The organism is Pedobacter miscanthi, assembly GCF_032678605.1.
GTDB lineage: Bacteria > Bacteroidota > Bacteroidia > Sphingobacteriales > Sphingobacteriaceae > Pedobacter > Pedobacter miscanthi_A.
Map to the genome: position 1 here is coordinate 188,030 of NZ_JAVTSU010000008.1, position 16,322 is coordinate 204,351.

Annotated in this window: 13 protein-coding genes; 3 read left to right on the plus strand and 10 right to left on the minus strand. The window is 46.5% G+C overall.

All coding sequences use genetic code 11. The features are described from left to right. The first annotated feature begins 163 nt into the window (after positions 1 to 163). The 3 genes from R2R28_RS13825 to R2R28_RS13835 are packed head-to-tail and all read left to right on the plus strand — an operon-like array spanning position 164 to position 3,038. Positions 164 to 1,366 carry a di-heme oxidoredictase family protein gene (locus tag R2R28_RS13825; protein ID WP_316826275.1) on the plus strand — a complete coding sequence of 401 codons (1,203 nt, stop codon included), beginning with the start codon at positions 164 to 166 and terminating at the stop codon, positions 1,364 to 1,366. 2 nt (positions 1,367 to 1,368) lie between these two features. After that, the gene (locus tag R2R28_RS13830) at positions 1,369 to 1,815 is read left to right on the plus strand and encodes a ubiquinol-cytochrome c reductase iron-sulfur subunit (RefSeq protein WP_090985871.1); all 447 of its coding nucleotides are present in this window, start codon (positions 1,369 to 1,371) and stop codon (positions 1,813 to 1,815) included. Continuing rightward, positions 1,812 to 3,038, plus strand: coding sequence for a hypothetical protein (locus R2R28_RS13835; RefSeq protein ID WP_316826276.1), 1,227 nt, complete (start codon positions 1,812 to 1,814; stop codon positions 3,036 to 3,038). The genes R2R28_RS13830 and R2R28_RS13835 overlap by 4 nt, the downstream gene beginning before the upstream one ends. A gap of 59 nt (positions 3,039 to 3,097) precedes the next feature. Here the strand turns inward: R2R28_RS13835 and R2R28_RS13840 are convergent, their stop codons facing one another. The 10 genes from R2R28_RS13840 to R2R28_RS13885 all read right to left on the minus strand — a co-directional run bounded on the left by R2R28_RS13840 (position 3,098) and on the right by R2R28_RS13885 (position 16,230). Continuing rightward, entirely contained in the window at positions 3,098 to 3,790 is a 693-nt protein-coding gene (locus tag R2R28_RS13840; RefSeq protein ID WP_316826277.1) for a metal-dependent phosphohydrolase, read from the minus strand. A 7-nt stretch (positions 3,791 to 3,797) separates the two neighbouring features. Continuing rightward, positions 3,798 to 5,747 carry an LTA synthase family protein gene (locus tag R2R28_RS13845; RefSeq protein WP_316826278.1) on the minus strand — a complete coding sequence of 650 codons (1,950 nt, stop codon included), beginning with the start codon at positions 5,745 to 5,747 and terminating at the stop codon, positions 3,798 to 3,800. 3 nt (positions 5,748 to 5,750) lie between these two features. Further along, positions 5,751 to 5,999, minus strand: a complete 249-nt coding sequence (locus R2R28_RS13850; protein ID WP_316826279.1) for a hypothetical protein — start codon at positions 5,997 to 5,999, stop codon at positions 5,751 to 5,753. A 98-nt stretch (positions 6,000 to 6,097) separates the two neighbouring features. Further along, positions 6,098 to 6,274: a hypothetical protein gene (locus R2R28_RS13855; RefSeq protein WP_167398035.1), complete on the minus strand. Its 177-nt coding sequence runs from the start codon at positions 6,272 to 6,274 to the stop codon at positions 6,098 to 6,100. A 22-nt stretch (positions 6,275 to 6,296) separates the two neighbouring features. Further along, on the minus strand, positions 6,297 to 6,983 hold the full coding sequence (locus R2R28_RS13860) for a DUF1345 domain-containing protein (RefSeq protein ID WP_316826280.1): 687 nt from the start codon (positions 6,981 to 6,983) through the stop codon (positions 6,297 to 6,299). A 9-nt stretch (positions 6,984 to 6,992) separates the two neighbouring features. Further along, complete coding sequence (locus R2R28_RS13865) at positions 6,993 to 7,736, minus strand: transporter (RefSeq protein ID WP_316826281.1); 744 nt, start codon at positions 7,734 to 7,736, stop codon at positions 6,993 to 6,995. After that, positions 7,726 to 8,259, minus strand: coding sequence for a divalent metal cation transporter (locus R2R28_RS13870; RefSeq protein ID WP_316826282.1), 534 nt, complete (start codon positions 8,257 to 8,259; stop codon positions 7,726 to 7,728). Before R2R28_RS13870 ends, R2R28_RS13865 begins: the two co-directional genes overlap by 11 nt. 3 nt (positions 8,260 to 8,262) lie before the next feature. Further along, positions 8,263 to 10,455 carry a heavy metal translocating P-type ATPase gene (locus tag R2R28_RS13875; RefSeq protein WP_316826283.1) on the minus strand — a complete coding sequence of 731 codons (2,193 nt, stop codon included), beginning with the start codon at positions 10,453 to 10,455 and terminating at the stop codon, positions 8,263 to 8,265. A gap of 149 nt (positions 10,456 to 10,604) precedes the next feature. Next, positions 10,605 to 11,837: an efflux RND transporter periplasmic adaptor subunit gene (locus R2R28_RS13880; RefSeq protein ID WP_316826284.1), complete on the minus strand. Its 1,233-nt coding sequence runs from the start codon at positions 11,835 to 11,837 to the stop codon at positions 10,605 to 10,607. A gap of 10 nt (positions 11,838 to 11,847) precedes the next feature. After that, positions 11,848 to 16,230: a CusA/CzcA family heavy metal efflux RND transporter gene (locus tag R2R28_RS13885; RefSeq protein ID WP_316826285.1), complete on the minus strand. Its 4,383-nt coding sequence runs from the start codon at positions 16,228 to 16,230 to the stop codon at positions 11,848 to 11,850. Positions 16,231 to 16,322 lie beyond the last annotated feature (92 nt).

Genomic DNA, 16,322 nt, shown 5'->3' on the forward strand with positions numbered 1-16,322 from the left:
AATATTGCATTCCGTGCTCTTGTTAAAAAAGCAGCTCATTTTAGTAGTAGTGCATTATAATTCACAATCATTAAAATCAATCTAAAAATAAATTTAGATAAATCTAAATTTATTTTTAGTCTTTTCTATTTTTATTATTAGATTTACAAAAAAATCAGATAACATGCAGAAAAGATTACCCATTGTCATGCTTTCACTTATGAGCCTGGTTGCTATAATGGTGTCCTGTGAGAAGATAATCCCTTCTTCTCCAAAAGAGGATGAAATTCTTGATGGCCCGGTAGAAGGACTCAGCTATGAACAGCTCAGACGGTTCGCTTTGGGAGATGCAGCCTTCAACAATGAGATATTTACCCCTGAGAATGGTCTTGGTCCTGGCTTTGTTGCGACCAGCTGCGGAAGCTGCCATGCGGGTGACGGCAAAGGCCATCCCTTTACGACGTTGGTTCGTTTCGGGCAGACCGATGAAACAGGCAATAAATTTTTGAACCAGGGAGGCCCACAACTGCAGAACAGGGCTATTCCCGGATACCAACCTGAGCAAATCCCAGCAGGGGCCACCTTTTCAAAATTTACACCGCCTGCCAATACCGGCCTTGGCTTTCTCGAACTGGTAGCCGATGCAGATATACTATCTATGGCTGACCCCCAGGATCTGGATAACGACGGCATTTCTGGTGTCCCAAACTATGCAATACTTCCCGCGTATGTTCAGGCCCTTAACAATGCTATTGCACTGAACGGAAAATATATCCATCGTTTTGGGAAAAAGGCGGCAGCATATAACCTGCTCCATCAGACCGTGAATGCCTACAACCAGGATATCGGGATCACTTCAAGCTTTGACCCCATTGATGCATATACACGGATGGCGATTGATCCTGAAATCCCCACACTTACAGTGAATAACGTGGTGTTTTATCTACAGGCTCTAAAAGCGCCCATACAGCGCGATGCGGGGAATGCGGAAGTTGAAACCGGCAGGAAACTGTTCGAAAAGATCAACTGTTCAAGCTGTCACAAGCCTACCCTAAAAACAGGTTTTTCCCCAGTGGATGCTCTGTCCAACAAAGAATTTCACCCCTATACCGACCTGTTGCTCCATGATATGGGACCTGGCCTGGATGATGGTTACACGGAAGGATCGGCAAAAACCTTCGAATGGAGAACCCCGCCCCTATGGGGACTGGGACTCTCGATAAATTCACAGGGGGGATCTTATCATCTGCTGCATGATGGAAGGGCAAAAAGCATCGAAGAGGCGGTAACCCTTCATGGAGGAGAGGCATCTGCAAGCCGCAACAGGTTCAACCAGCTGTCAGGGGCAGAAAAAAACGCGATGCTCAGATTTTTAGAATCACTATAGAAATGAAAAGAAAAGATTTTATAAAAGGCTGTGGAATGGCCTGCCTTGGAGGCCTTGGGATCACCACGTTGATCAGTGGATGCAGCAGCCTGGTGCCGGCGACGGGCGAGATTGCAGGGGATAACCTGGTCGTAGAAATGAAGGACTTTGAGCTCAGACAGGGAAAAAATGTCCAGTTCAAAAGATACATTGTAGTCAGCAATGACCTGCTCCGATATCCAATCTGTATATACCGGCATGATGAACTGAATTATTCTGCACTGTGGATGCAGTGCACCCACCAGGGAACCGAGCTCCAGGCTTTCGGAGACAGACTTCAATGTCCGGCCCATGGAAGTGAGTTTGATAATAAGGGCAGAATGACAAATGGTCCGGCAGAAGCAAACTTAAGAACCTTCCCCATCACCATAGAAAAAACCAGGATCAAAATTTCACTAAAGGCAGTATGAAAAAACTCTTTACGCTAATCATATCTATTGGTATCGGTCAGATGGCTTTTGCCCAGATCGACCCGAAACTTTTAAGGGCCAAACCCGGTGATACCGCAAAAAACTCGCTCAATATGGATGCAGTTTATGAACGGCCTTTTATTGCCGTGGGAAAACTTCCGGTGTCGGTGGGCGGATACATGGAAGCTAACTGGCAGTATCAGGGTACCGATGGGATCTCTGAAGGACAGCAGTTCCAGTTCAGAAGGATGACGCTATTTGTAGCCTCAACCATTTCCAAGCGCATCAAGTTCCTTTCCGAGATCGAATTTGAACCTGCTGAAAAAGAAATAGCGGTTGAATTTGCTGCGCTGGATCTGGAACTGCACCCCTTGCTTAATTTAAGGGGTGGAATGATATTGAATCCCATTGGTGCATTCAACCAGAACCATGACGGTCCTAAATGGGAATTCACCGACCGTCCGATCGCCATGACACAGATGCTGCCTGCAACCTGGAGCAGTGCAGGATTCGGGATTTATGGCAAGAACTATAGTGGTGACTGGATGCTGGGCTACGAGTTATATGCCACAAGCAGCTTTGACGATTCCATTATTGCAAACCCTGAAAATAGAACCTCTCTGGCTGCTTCAAAAAGGAATCCGGAAAGGTTTGAAGAAATTGCAAGCGGGCAGCCGCTTCTAACGGGAAAGGTTGCGGTACGCAGGAACAATATAGGCGAACTCGGCGTATCCTATATGGGAGGTGTTTACAATAAATGGCAGTCGGACGGGATTGTTATCGATGACAAACGCAGGTTAAATGTTTTCGCCATAGACTTTAACACTACACTTCCCAAACTTAAGACCTTTATCACTGCAGAATGGGCGTGGATCAAGGTCGATGTTCCCGACACCTATTCCCAGCAGTTCGGGAGCCGTCAGATGGGCGGATATATGGATATAGTTCAGCCTGTGATCAAAAGAACGATTCTGGGCTGGCAGCATTCTGTTATAAGTTTAGCCTGCAGGGTAGAGTATGTGGACTGGAATGTGGGAAAGTTCAGGGAGACCGGCGGGAATATTGGTGATGAGCTTTTCAGTGTAATGCCCGGCATCAGTTTCAGGCCAAGGCAACAAACCGTGCTGAGGTTTTCCTACCGAAAACAGTGGCAGAAGGATATCCTTGGAAACCCGCCTGCCAGAACCGGAGCGGTGCAGTTCGGGGTGTCAACCTATTTTTAAAATGCGACAAGAAGCCTAAGAAGTATATTCCATTCGTTGTCCAGATCCATTTGGTCTTTTTAGTTTGGTTTATTTTTTATGCGCTCTTTCACCAGAAAGATATTATTTTGCTTTCCCTGCGAGAGCATAGACTTGCAATAAGGCGTAAAAAAACGGTGTGCAGATAGAAATGCAAGTGTTTTTTTATCCCAATAGCTTAGGTCCACACCTGCCCTTTTGTGCATTTCGCGCGCAACCTTTGCATCGGTTATGAGAAATTCCTCATTGCCCAGGTTATAGGTATCCGCATCACAGATAATTTCTTCAAGGATATTCTTAGGGCTATGCGGAATGGAGGTGGAGAGTATGCAGCGGCCAATGGCGGAAATGATATCCGGTGCAATCCCTTTATCTGAAAGAAACTCTTCCATCAGTCGCACGCTTCGATGCTCATGGCCGGCAGGAGGCCCAGTCAGCTGCCCGGTATCATGAAACCATGCGGCAGAGAAAAGTATGAATTCGTGAAGGTCATCCAGGCGAAAATTGGAAGCGATTTCCTGGGTCCTTTTGACCACAAGTCTGGTATGATCCAGATCGTGGTATGCCAGGTCAGTCTGCCAGTGCTCCTCAAAAAGATAGCTTACATAAGCTTGAACATCTCCAATAAGCATGCTGAAGATGTTTCTGCGCCTGCGCTTAAAAAAGTATTTACCTGTTAGCAGGATCACAGACCCCGCTAGCACACAGATCAATAATAACTGATAATAATTCATAATATTCTTATTTTTTTAATCCGCCTGTCCTAAAGAGATAATAGGCACTCTGATAATAAGAAATGGCTTCCCTTCCAAGTGTTTCAGAAGATTTCGCCGAGGTCTGTGTATTGGTTTTGAAATCATAATGATAGCTCTGCGGAGGCTTCCTTGGACTGAGTACCACAAGGGTGTCGCTACGGAGATAACCGAGCTTTTGATAGGTCCCTAGCAAGATCCTTGGACGGTACCCGGCTGATCTAACATCCATACCGAAGTTATTGCTCTCAAAGTCCCATTTCAACAGGCCGAACAAGGTTGGATAGAGATCTATCTGTGAGCAAAGGCTGGGAATTATTGAAGGGGGCTGTCCATTGAGGTTGTATATCATCGCCGGGATATGGTAACGGGAGATATCAATCTCGTTCTTTCCCGCGCTTTCCGAGCAGTGATCGGCAACGAATATAAACACGGTATTGCTGAACCATGGCTTTTTCCGGACCTGTCTTAAAAATTCCCCAATGGCATAATCGGTATATTTTACTGCGCCCTCTCTTCCCGTGCCTGGTAGGATATCTATCTTTCCTTTGAGATAGGTAAAGGGCCGATGGTTGGAAGTGGTCATGACAAAATCGTAGAAAGGCTTCTTTAACGAGTGCCTTTTATCCGCATCACGTATTACCGCAGCGAAAAGATCCCCGTCCGATACGCCCCAGGCATTTTCAAAGCTCACTTCGCTATCGGTCAGGATGGTCCGCTTTCCCAGATAGGCATCGCCCATTGTGAGCTTCCTTCCCCTATCTGTTATGTCATAGCCATTGCTGCCGAAAAACTGGTTCATATTGTCAAAGTAACCGTCCCCGCCATAAAAAAAGCCTGTGGAATACCCACGTTTGGAAAAAATACTGCCTATTGTGCTCAGGTTTGCATTATTGCTCCTCCTTACAATACTGTTCCCCGGTGTTGGCGGAACGGCGAGGGAAAGCGCCTCCATCCCTCGCACGGTACGGGTGCCTGTTGCATACATGCGCTCAAATAGGATGCTCTCTTTGGCCAGCGAATCCAGAACAGGTGTCAGTTTTTGTGTATTGCCAAAAGTGCCCATATAATCAGCGCTGAAACTCTCCATGACCACCATGATGACATTGGGTTTCGTCTGGCCATTACCGGCCAGAACCGATCTACGTACCGAAGTACCTTTGAAAATAAACCTGCTAGAGGGAGAGGAGAGTTCTTTTCTTACCAAATTGAAGGCAAGCTGATTTGTGAGCATCGGATAAAACTGATCGTAGCTAAGTTCATTCGCCTTGAAGGCCGCTACGAAAGAATATATCCCTGCTTTGGAAATTTCTGCCGCATAACGGTTACCGCTTTTATCCCCCCAGGAGTTATCTATCTCGATCGTATAGAATATTGCTGTCAGAATGATCAGGGCTGTATTTACCGATCGACGGGCAAAAGGTGTAGCAGACTCGAAGCTCTTCCTGAACGCCCCTTTCATAAGATATTTCCATAAAAGGGAGATGATGACAACAGCTGAAATCAAAAGCGGCAGCGGATAGGACTCGTTGATGTTGTGCACAACCTCATAAGTATAGACCAGATAATCTACTGCTATAAAGTTAAAACGGCTCTCAAATTCCCGCCAAAAAGTAAATTCTGCGAAAAAAGAAAATACCGAAATCAAGACCATCAGAAAAAGAAGGATATGGGTAAACACCTTGTTAAATCCAGTCTTGTTCCATTTTTGGGGAAGGATGAGCAGGTAAAGTGCATAAAATACACTGAAATATGTGGCCACCCCAAGATCGAAGACGAATCCTTTAGCAAAGGCGGTGAGGATTTCTCCAAATCCCAGCCCCGCCTTTCCGAGCGAAATCGCAGTAAAACTGATCCTCAGCATGGTCGAGACACAGATGAAGAAAAAGATAAAGGAATATAGTACACTATATCGGCTTTTCATAAAAATCTGCTTCATGGTTTATTTTTTAGATCCGGGGGTGTTGATAACAGAATCGTTGTTTTTTTCGTTGGTATCCTTGTCCCAATGTGAATTATAGAAATGTTTGGCTTTAAAATAAATGGCGAGTGCCAGCAGCAGCGCCAGTATCCAATAAAATACCATCAGGAAAACCGATTTCTTTGGCCCCTTGGCCTTTTTCTTTTTTGGAGCTGTTCCCCCACCCCTGGCAGCAGCAGGCCTGGGCCTGTTGTTTCTTTTGGTCTGCATTTTATTCAATGTTTTAAGATCGGTCAGGAGCCTTGTGGATACCTTTCCGCGGTTTGGATTATATTTTGTGTGATCAGGGGATAATCTTTGCACTGCCATTATCCCTCCAGGCTGATAAACCATTGCTGGGCCCTGTTGATGGCGACCTCAACAATATTGAGCTCGCTTACCTCTTTGGTAATTCTAAGTTCGTTGGCGATCTCGATCGCTTTTTCCCTTACCCTTGGGTCAAGGTCCTTCATCTCAAGTGGAAAATTTTCTGGTGTCCAGTCCATAGGTTTTTAGTTTTATATTAAATTATTTTTGGATCATGCCCGAGAGCACATTGATTGTCAGGGCAACTATTACTGTATTAAAGGCAAATGAAAGCACACCGTGCATCCATGCAAGCCTTCGGATCCGTCTGGAGGAGATTTCTACGTCAGATACCTGAAAAGTCATTCCAACCACGAAAGCGAAATAGACAAAATCCATATAATCGGGATCTTCTCCTCCCGGAAAGATCAGTCCTCCGGGCTTTTCTATTTTTCCTTTCTTCTCATGCTCGATGTCACAGTAATAGAAATGTGCATATCGCATGGTAAAGACGGTATGAACCAGCCACCATGAGCTAACCACGCAGAGCAACGGAATAACGATAGTCATAAAAAGGTCCTGATCGGTCTTTTCCGAGTTCTCACGCAAAAGGATAATAATGGAAAAAAGACTGGCGAATGCAGCGGCTATGGCAAAAAGAAAAATGAGCGTCCTGCTGGAATCCTGAGCATGGGCATCGTGTTTTATCTGACTGGGATGCGAGGAGCTAATGGTTGTCCATGCGAGCGCTATGCTGGTTGTTGCATAGCTTAGCCATGCAACCATACACCTGACAGAGGTTTCCAGTTCCATAGCATAGCAAATACCAAGGACGGCAAGAGCAACACCCAGGGAGAGGTAAAGTTTATGGTGCGCATCGAGCTGACTGATATTAGTGATAATATTCATCGGTTTAGATTAAATAATGAGCCCCAGAACCATAAACAGAAGAAATCCTAAGAAAAAAGCCGCGGTAAAAAATGGAGAATCCTTTTCTTCATGGGCTTCGACAAGAAGTTCCTCGGTAACTAAAAACAGTAAGGCTGCGCTACCAAATGAGAGCACAAGTTCCAGTACTTTTTCTCCTGTAAAATGCAGTATAAAAAAACCTCCCCCTGTTCCCAATAGAAAAACCAGGCCAAATAGCGAGAGCACCCTGATCAGCCTCCTTTTGGAACTTCCAAGCTTGGTCAGCCTGGTACCTACTGCGAGTCCCAGCGAAAGGCATTCCATCGCAAGTGCCAGTGCAAGCAGGGTTCCTTCTTTTGATCCCGCTGCAAATCCTATCCCTAAAAGAAGACCGTCCAAGAGCAGGTCAATGCCTACCGCAATAAGCATTCCCCAAGGCAACAGCTTGCTGTCGTTTGTTCCGCCCATTTTGAGCTCAAGCCTGGCAGTATACCATTTGATCAGAAGCATGGCCGAAATACCCAAGGTAAAACCTATAATTATCGCGGTTGTATCATGGATCCTAATCATATCTGGCAAAAGCTCGACTGCCACGACTGAAAAAACTACCCCTGCAGCAAAGTGGAGGATCGTACTCTGCACAGCAGCCGTCGGCTTTTTCCAGGTTACGATCATGCCACCGACTATAAGTAAGACGACCGGAAACGCTGCAAACAGCAGTATGTTTAATGAAATAAGTTGTTTAGCCTGCATAATTCTTTCTTAAATAAAATCTATAGGCACCAAAGGAAAGGCACCCCAGATTGAGGTCGAGGCATGTGCCGATAAGAATCTCCATGGGGGTCAGGAACAGATATTTCAGAACTGAGCCAAGTGTCGAGTAAGGCAGATAGATGATGAAGAATAGAGGTACTCCGGTAAAGAGCACACTAAAAACAATTGCATGAACGGCAGGAAATATGAGATGCTCCACAGCGTCCATATCAGCGATATCGGCACCAATGTTCAGGACGATTGCCAGCACGCTGAATATGATCAACAGGTACAATACCCATTTTGGATAGTGTTTCCTAAGCATTGTGGTCAGCCTGATACGGTCGCAATCCTGGACCGCAGCCTGCAGGCGGATCGTGATGATCACTGTCCAGAGCGCCGCCAGACCATATTTTGCACCGCCCTGTGAATAGGTGGAAATACCTGATGGGTCATCGTCACTCGCACCAGCAACGATGCCCGGCCCCAGGGCCTTCAGGAATTTTTTAACATTTTTGAACATGCCTTATTTTTTCCTCTTTTTCGGTGCTTTTTTATTATGTCCGTTGTCGTAAGCAAGTAAGCGCAGCGCATTAAACACTACGACCAGCGTCGATCCCTCGTGGGCGATTACTGCCGGTCCGATCGAAGCGACACCCAGTATGGTCAGTGGAATAAGTGCGGCGACAACACCAAGGGAAATCCAGAGGTTCTGTTTAATGATGCCCCGGGCTTTACGGCTAAGCCCGATGGCAAAGGGAAGGCTTTCCAGCTTATCGCCCATCAGGGCAATATCTGCTGTTTCCAAAGCAACATCAGATCCCGCAGCGCCCATAGCGATACCTACGGTACTTTTGGCCATGGCCGGGGCATCATTCACGCCGTCTCCCACCATCGCAACCATTTTTTCTGATTTGGCGAGTTTCTGTACTGCCTTGACTTTGTCTTCCGGCATAAGGTTGCCCCATGCCTCGGTTACACCGATCTGTTTGGCTACCGCTTCTGCAACCTGTTGGTTGTCCCCGGTGAGCATAATCATTTTTTTGATCCCCAGCTCTTCGAGTTCTTTAAGCACATGTTTTGCCTCTTCACGGGGAACATCCATAAGGGAAAGAATGCCGATGAAATCTTTATCGACCCTGACAAGCATTGAAGTATGTCCGCCCTTTTCCAGCTCTTCAACCTGTTTGAGAATATCTTCGGGTATTCCATCCTTTTCAAAAAGGGCCTTGTTTCCAATGAATACTTTTTTACCGTTGACCTCAGCCTGAACACCTCTTCCGGTAATGCCTTTCACGTTATGTGCCTCAGGAACGGATTTTTTCTTCATCTTTTCGAGTGCGCCTTTTACAATTGCTTCGGCCAGCGGGTGGTCGCTGAGTTTTTCAACGGCAACAGCAATACCCATTAGTTCCTCTTCAGATATGTCGTTCAGTGGAATCACGTTTGTGAGCTGGGGCTTGCCTTCGGTAAGTGTTCCGGTCTTGTCGAACGCGATGGCGTTGAGTTCGCCCAGATCTTCCAGTGGCCGCCCTCCCTTTATAAGGACTCCGCCACGTGCAGCCCTTGCAATACCGCTAAGTACTGCGCTTGGGGTAGAAATCGCCAAAGCGCATGGGCTGGCAGCAACCAGTACGGACATCGCGCGGTAGAAACTTTTGCTAAACGGCTCATCAATAACCAGGAATGCAAAACATAGTGCGGTCACCAGAACCAGTACAACCGGAACGAAATACTTTTCGAACCTGTCGGTAAATAGCTGTGTTGGGGATTTTTGTTTTTCCGCCTCATTTACCATTTTGATCAGGCGTGAGATGGTAGAATCCTTGGCTTCCCTGATTACCTTAACCTCCAGAACCGAGGCTCCGTTGATTGTTCCGGCAAATACACGGAACTGGGGCTTGATGGTTTTTTCGGCAGAATAGTCCTTTGATGCGTCCGGTACGGGTGATTTATCCACTGGCACACTCTCACCCGTAATAGGAGCCTGGTTGACACTGCCCTCACCCTTTACAACCACTCCGTCTGCCGGAATCTTGCTGTTGGGCTTGATGATAATGACATCTCCAAGCTGAAGATCTTCGATGCGCACCTCAGATTCCTTGCCATCCCGGACAACCAGGGCTGTCGGGGGAGCCAGACTGGTAAGGGCAGCTATAGATTTTCTTGCCTTGCCCATAGCATAGTGTTCCATCGCATGCCCCAGACTGAACAGGAAGAGCAATAATGCGCCTTCGGCCCAGGACCCCAGGATCGCTGCGCCGATTGCGGCGACCAGCATCAGAAAGTCGATCTCAAAGCCGCCTTTCAGTATAGTTTCAACTGCTTCCTTGGCCGTAAAGAAACCGCCAAAGAAATAGGCTGTTATGTAGAGTGCAAGGCTTGCCCATTCGGGAACACCGTCTATGAAAGAAATTCCAAATCCTATCCCCAGCGCCGCGCCACAGATAAAGGCGAAGATCATTTCCGTGTTCTTCCCGAAAATCCCGCCATGTTCATGATCATGACCTTCCTCTTCAGCATGGTCAAGATGAGCCTCTTTCTCCTTTTCAGCTTCTTTTCCCTTCCTGGATGGTTTTTCGGAAATGGGCTGTGAAGAAGTTTTGGTTTCTTCCTTTACCGGCTTTTCTTTTGTTTCTTTGGAATCTGAGCCTTCCTTCCGGACTACAGGCTTTTTGGCAGATGATTTGGTGTCGGATTTTTTCTTCTTGTTTTCCATATCGGGGTAAATTGATTTTTGTTGAATATTCAGGGCAACCGCTTTATCTGTATTCTCTGCCCGTGTGGGTTCACTTTTTTTAAAAAAGATGCCCCCCTAACGAGGCACCTTTTATTCAATGTGTGTACTAAAAATTCTTTGTGGGGACTTTACTCTTCTTCGCTGTTCTTCATTTTTGACAGCAGATCATAAGTGCCCTTAAGTACAACCTTGCCTGTAAAATCCCGTCCCGAAGGAATAGTTACCTCTATATAACCGCCATCGGATATACCCGTTGTAACCTCTACCATTTCAAAATGATGGCCGCCCTCAGTGGCGCCCTCTTTGTTTCCGGACTCGTTTTTTGCTGGTTCCTTTGCCTTTTTTTCCGCCGAGTTCTGGACGAAAATGTATTTTTTGCCCTCAAAGTCTACAACCGCTGCAGATGGCAAAGCCATTACCTGCACGGCACCTGTTTCGATGAAAGCCTTAAGGTAGGTACCGGGGATAAACCCGGCGCTTCCCTGGGCAATAGCATGAACGGTCACGGTCTTATCGGCATTGATCTCACCGCCTACCAGCTGTACGACAGCAGTCCGCTGGGTTGAATCATTGGTGAGTGAAAAAAGCACCTTCTGTCCTTTTTTTACCTTCTGTGCATCTTTTTCGAAAACGTTGAGCTCAACGTGGAGATTCGAACTGTTTACGATCTCGAACATTGCATCATTGGGGGCCACAAATTTGCCCGTATTTACGTTAACCTTGGTTACATAGCCATTGATCGGCGAGTAGATATTTATCTGGCTACGGATATTGCCGGCGTTTAGCGAGGACGGATTGATATTGATCAGTTGAAGACGTTGTTTTAGTGCATTTTCCCTCGCAAGATTTCCCAGATAAGCTGCTTTGGCCTGTTGGAGTGTTTTTTGTGCATTAACGTTCTGCTGGGCAAGGGTCTGTTGTCTTTTGTATTCGGAATCCGAAAGTTCAAGCTGGCTTTTGCTCTCCAGGTAATCCTGTTGCATCTGCACATATTCCTGATTCTGGAGTATGGCAATAACCTGACCTTTGCTCACCTTTGTACCCTGTAACAGCGGGGTGGATTTTACAATGCCGCCCATCTGAGTGGTAATGCTCACCAGGTTCTGTGGTGGCACGTCGATAAAGCCGTTTACTTTCAGCATACCGCTGAGTGCACGGAGCTCGGGACTTCCCAGCTCTATCCCTACAGACTTGAACTGCGACTGGCTGAGCTCTACTGAGTTGCTTTCCTCGGTGGCCGTGCTGTCTGCAGGGGCTTCTGTTCCAGCGCCATCTTTTTCCTTGCTGCCGCAGGAAGAAAGCACTACTGCCAGTGCCCCTATGTAAGATAATCGGCTGAGGGCTTTAAATATTTTTTTCATTTTTATATTGTTATTGACCTTTTAGGTACTGTAATGTGTATACTGATTGATTATATTGGTTGATGGCCTCCAGATAGCTGAAGCGGATATCAGAGTAGGTACGCAGAGCCTGCAGATATTCTACATAGCCGATCTCCCCTGCCTGAAATGCAATCTGGGACTGCTTTAGGATCAGGTTGGCATTCGGTAGGGCACTGTTCTTGTAATAGGCGATACTTCTGGAATTTTTCTGAAGGTCCTGGAAGGCCTGCTCATACCTTCCTCGAAGATCTGTCTGGGAAAGGATAAAATCGCTTTCGGCTACCTGCTTATCTATCTTTGCCGCTTTTATCCTTGAGGAGAAAGGCTTAAAGAAAAGCGGTATGGAGATCCCTGCGGAAACCCCCTGAAAACGTTTGCCTCCATTAAAATAAAGATCCTGACCGCCAACATTCTGTGCTCCGATAATAGACTGGTTGAAATAGCCGATACTGAAATCGGGGCCGGAGCGTGAGCGCTCGAGCCTTACCGTCTTGTCGGCAATATCTATCTGCTGGGCCTGCAGCGCAAGAATTGGATTTTCTGATGTAACGGTATCAGTCTGGCTAACATTCCAGACTACCTGGCCAAATTCCGCGTTCATGATACTGATCTGTTCTCTGGTATTCAGCAAACGCTTAAGTTCGGCGGTATAGGCGAGGATATCAGCTTCGTTCTTGCTCATCTGGTTGCGAACCTCATTATACTGAGTTTCGGCGGTAGTTTTTTCAAGCAGGTTGGTCTCTCCGGCCTGGTACCTCAATGAGGCGGCCTTCAGAAAGTTACTGTAAACACTGTCCTGGCTTTTGTAAAGCTTTTGAAGGGCAATGAAATAGCCCAACTGGGCGTAAACGCTTTTCACCTGATAGGAAAGTTCTCTCTGTGTTACCTGAAGGCCGATTTCAGCTCCCCTGATCTGCGCATCATACAAGTTGCGCTGACTTTTGAACAGACCCGGATAGGGTATGTTCTGAGAAGCCGAAAAGTTATTGTCGCGTTTGATGGTATTCATCTGTCCGTACTGCACCTCAAAGCTGGTCTTTCCCAGATCTGTTGAAGATCCCCTTAGCGCCTGTTGCCTGCCAATCTGCAGGGTGGAGGACTTCACAGCCTGGTTATTACTCAATGCTGTGCTCAAAGCCTGCTCAAGGCTCATACCCTTGGTGGGAACCGTCTGCGCCTGGGCCTGTCCCGATAAAATGAAAAGTCCAAAAAACACCGCTAGGGTAACTACAGTTGTTGGAAGGGCAGTTTTTTTGCTTTTCCAACCTTCAAAATAAGTATATAGCACTGGAAGTACGATTAAGGTTAATATGGTGGAAGTAATCAGTCCCCCGATTACTACGGTTGCTAGTGGTTTCTGCACCTCAGCGCCTGCTGCACTGGATATTGCCATTGGAAGGAACCCAAGAGAGGCTACAGTTGCGGTCATCAGTACAGGTCTCAGACGGATAGCAGTTCCCTTGAGGACAATGTCCCTTATACTATATTTATCCATTTTTTTCAATCTGTTGAATTCGGTAATCAGTACGATTCCGTTGAGCACGGCTACCCCGAATAATGCAATAAATCCAACACCGGCGGAAATGCTGAAAGGCATTCCCCTTAGGATTAATGCAAATATTCCGCCGATTGCGGCCATCGGAATAGCAGAAAAAATCAGTATCGACTGTTTTACAGATCCAAATGAGAAATACAGCAATAGCAATATCAGTAAAAGTGCAACCGGAACGGCAATAGAGAGCCTTTGTGTCGCCTCTTTTAAGTTTTCGAACTGCCCTCCATAGGTAATGTAATATCCTGCGGGCATTTTGATCTGTTCGTTTATTTTCTGCTCGATCTCTGTTACTACACTCTGGATATCACGCCCACGGACATTCAGCCCCACTATGATGCGCCGTTTGGTATCCTCACGTTGAATCTGGTTAGGGCCTATCTTAAACTCTATGTCAGCAAGTTGGTCAAGGGGAACCTGATTGCCGTTCGGGGCAGTCACATAGACATTTTTAACATCATCAATACCCTGGCGGTTCTGTTGGGAAAGGCGAACAATGATATCGTAACGCTGCTCTCCCTCGTATACCAGCCCCGCAGACTGTCCTGCAAAAGCAGTATTGAGTGCCTGGTTAACCGTTCCTATGCTCAATCCATATTGTGCAATCCTGTCACGGTTGATCTTTACCACAATCTGCGGCAGACCGGTTGCCTGTTCCAGATAGAGATCTTTTGCGCCCTCTACCCCCGAAACAATTTTCCCGATCTTTTGGGAGATACTGGTAAGGGATTCGAGGTCATCTCCGAAAACTTTGATCCCAATATCCTGTCTAACTCCCGAGATAAGTTCATTTGAGCGTAATTGGATTGGTTGTGAAAAACCGAAGCTCACGCCGGGAACTTCTTCAAGTGCCTTACTCATCATCTCGGCCAGTTCTTCCCTATCATGGGTAGTGGTCCAGTCTTTTTTATCTTTGAGTATTATGGTCAGATCACATGCTTCCATTGGCATGGGATCGGTAGGAATCTCGGCAGCACCAACCTTACCAATTACTTCTTTCACCTCTGGAAATTTTTCTACAAGGATTTTTGAAGCCTGATTTACCTTATCAATAGTCTGGGAAAGGGAACTGCCGGTAAGTAGCCTGGTTTCTACCGCAAAATCACCTTCCTCCAAGGTGGGAATGAATTCTCCCCCCATCCGGGTAAAGATAAAAACACTGATGGCCAGAAGAACAACCGATGATGCCACAACAATTACTCTTTTATTGAGTGCAGACTTGATCATTGGAGTGTAACGGCGCTGGAAAAAATCCATCATCCGATCTGAAAAATTCTTTTTGTGCGCAACTTTTTTGCTTAAGAAAAGCGAGGAAACCATAGGAACATAGGTAAGGGACAAAATAAAGGCCCCCAATATGGCAAAGGAAACGGTTTGTGCCATAGGACCGAACATCTTGCCTTCAATACCTACAAGGGCAAGGATGGGAAGATAAACGATCAGGATAATGATCTGTCCAAATGCAGCGGCACTCATCATGCGGACGGCGGACTTCTCAACCTGCTCATCCATTTCGGCCTGCGAGTAGGCTCGGCCAAGCTTATTCCCAGAGAGGATGTGCATTGTGGCTTCCACAATAATTACCGCCCCGTCGACGATAAGTCCGAAATCTATCGCGCCAAGACTCATCAGGTTTCCCGATACGCCAAAAAGGTTCATCAGGGAAATCGCAAAAAGCATAGCTAGCGGAATCACTGAGGCAACAACCAGCCCGGCCCTAAAATTCCCAAGAAAAAGAACCAGGACAAAAATAACAATCAGGGCGCCCTCGATCAGGTTCTTGGCAACTGTACCCATGGCACGATCAACAAGCGCACTTCTATCTAAGAACGGCTCAATGGTTACCCCCTTCGGTAGAGTTTTACTGATTCTGTCTATCTTGGCCTTTACCTGTTTTACCACGTTATTGGCATTTGCGCCTTTCAGCATCATTACTATACCGCCAACAGCCTCACCTTCTCCATCCTTTGTTGCACGTGTAAGTGCGCCATAACGGATGGAACTACCGATCTGTACAGTGGCGATATCGTGGATAAGCACCGGGATTCCGTTCGCATTGTTTTTGACAACGATCTTATTGATGTCATCAAGATTGCCGACCAGGCCTTCGCTCCTGATAAAATAGGCATTGGGCTTTTTGTCTATATAGGCGCCCCCCGTGTTCTGGTTATTCTGTTCCAGGGCAGCGAAAACATCGCTGATGCTCAGGTTCAGGCTCCGCAGTTTATCGGGATCAAGCGCAATCTCATACTGCTTTAAAAGGCCACCGAAACTGTTGACCTCTGCAATGCCCGGCGTACCAAGGAGCTGTCTCCTTACGATCCAGTCCTGGATGCTGCGCAGCTCGCGTGCATTGAATTTCTTTTCGAATCCGGGCTTTGCATGGATTACATACTGGTATATCTCCCCAAGACCTGTTGATATGGGGGATATTTCCGGATTACCAAGTCCTGATGGGATGTTATTCTTGGCCTCGGCAAGCTTTTCGTTTACTTGTTGCCGCGCCCAGTAGATGTCAACATCATCATGGAATACGATGGTTACAACCGATAGTCCGAACCTTGAAATGGAGCGTACCTGCTCTATTTCAGGTATGGTGGACATGGTCTGTTCTACAGGATAGGAAATAAGCCTTTCTACCTCCTGGGTAGCAAGGGATGGGCTAAGGGTTATGACCTGAACCTGATTATTGGTGATATCGGGAACGGCATCAATGGGAAGTTGTCTCAGGGAATATACGCCCCATGCGATCAGCCCCAAAGTGAACAGGGCTATTACAAGCTTGTTCGCTATTGAAAACTGAATAATTTTTTTCAGCATTATTTGTTTAATTAAGTAAAAAATAAAAAAGCCAGATCAATGCACAGCGTAGCCTCGTATGGATTACGGGCAAAAACATAGCATCGAAATGA

Coding starts and splice junctions, on each gene's coding strand:
- R2R28_RS13825 (WP_316826275.1), top strand. CDS start 164: ATGCAGAAAAGATTACCCATTGTCATGCTTTCACTTATGAGCCTGGTT.
- R2R28_RS13830 (WP_090985871.1), top strand. CDS start 1,369: ATGAAAAGAAAAGATTTTATAAAAGGCTGTGGAATGGCCTGCCTTGGA.
- R2R28_RS13835 (WP_316826276.1), top strand. CDS start 1,812: ATGAAAAAACTCTTTACGCTAATCATATCTATTGGTATCGGTCAGATG.
- R2R28_RS13840 (WP_316826277.1), bottom strand. CDS start 3,790: ATGAATTATTATCAGTTATTATTGATCTGTGTGCTAGCGGGGTCTGTG.
- R2R28_RS13845 (WP_316826278.1), bottom strand. CDS start 5,747: ATGAAGCAGATTTTTATGAAAAGCCGATATAGTGTACTATATTCCTTT.
- R2R28_RS13850 (WP_316826279.1), bottom strand. CDS start 5,999: ATGCAGACCAAAAGAAACAACAGGCCCAGGCCTGCTGCTGCCAGGGGT.
- R2R28_RS13855 (WP_167398035.1), bottom strand. CDS start 6,274: ATGGACTGGACACCAGAAAATTTTCCACTTGAGATGAAGGACCTTGAC.
- R2R28_RS13860 (WP_316826280.1), bottom strand. CDS start 6,983: ATGAATATTATCACTAATATCAGTCAGCTCGATGCGCACCATAAACTT.
- R2R28_RS13865 (WP_316826281.1), bottom strand. CDS start 7,736: ATGCAGGCTAAACAACTTATTTCATTAAACATACTGCTGTTTGCAGCG.
- R2R28_RS13870 (WP_316826282.1), bottom strand. CDS start 8,259: ATGTTCAAAAATGTTAAAAAATTCCTGAAGGCCCTGGGGCCGGGCATC.
- R2R28_RS13875 (WP_316826283.1), bottom strand. CDS start 10,455: ATGGAAAACAAGAAGAAAAAATCCGACACCAAATCATCTGCCAAAAAG.
- R2R28_RS13880 (WP_316826284.1), bottom strand. CDS start 11,837: ATGAAAAAAATATTTAAAGCCCTCAGCCGATTATCTTACATAGGGGCA.
- R2R28_RS13885 (WP_316826285.1), bottom strand. CDS start 16,230: ATGCTGAAAAAAATTATTCAGTTTTCAATAGCGAACAAGCTTGTAATA.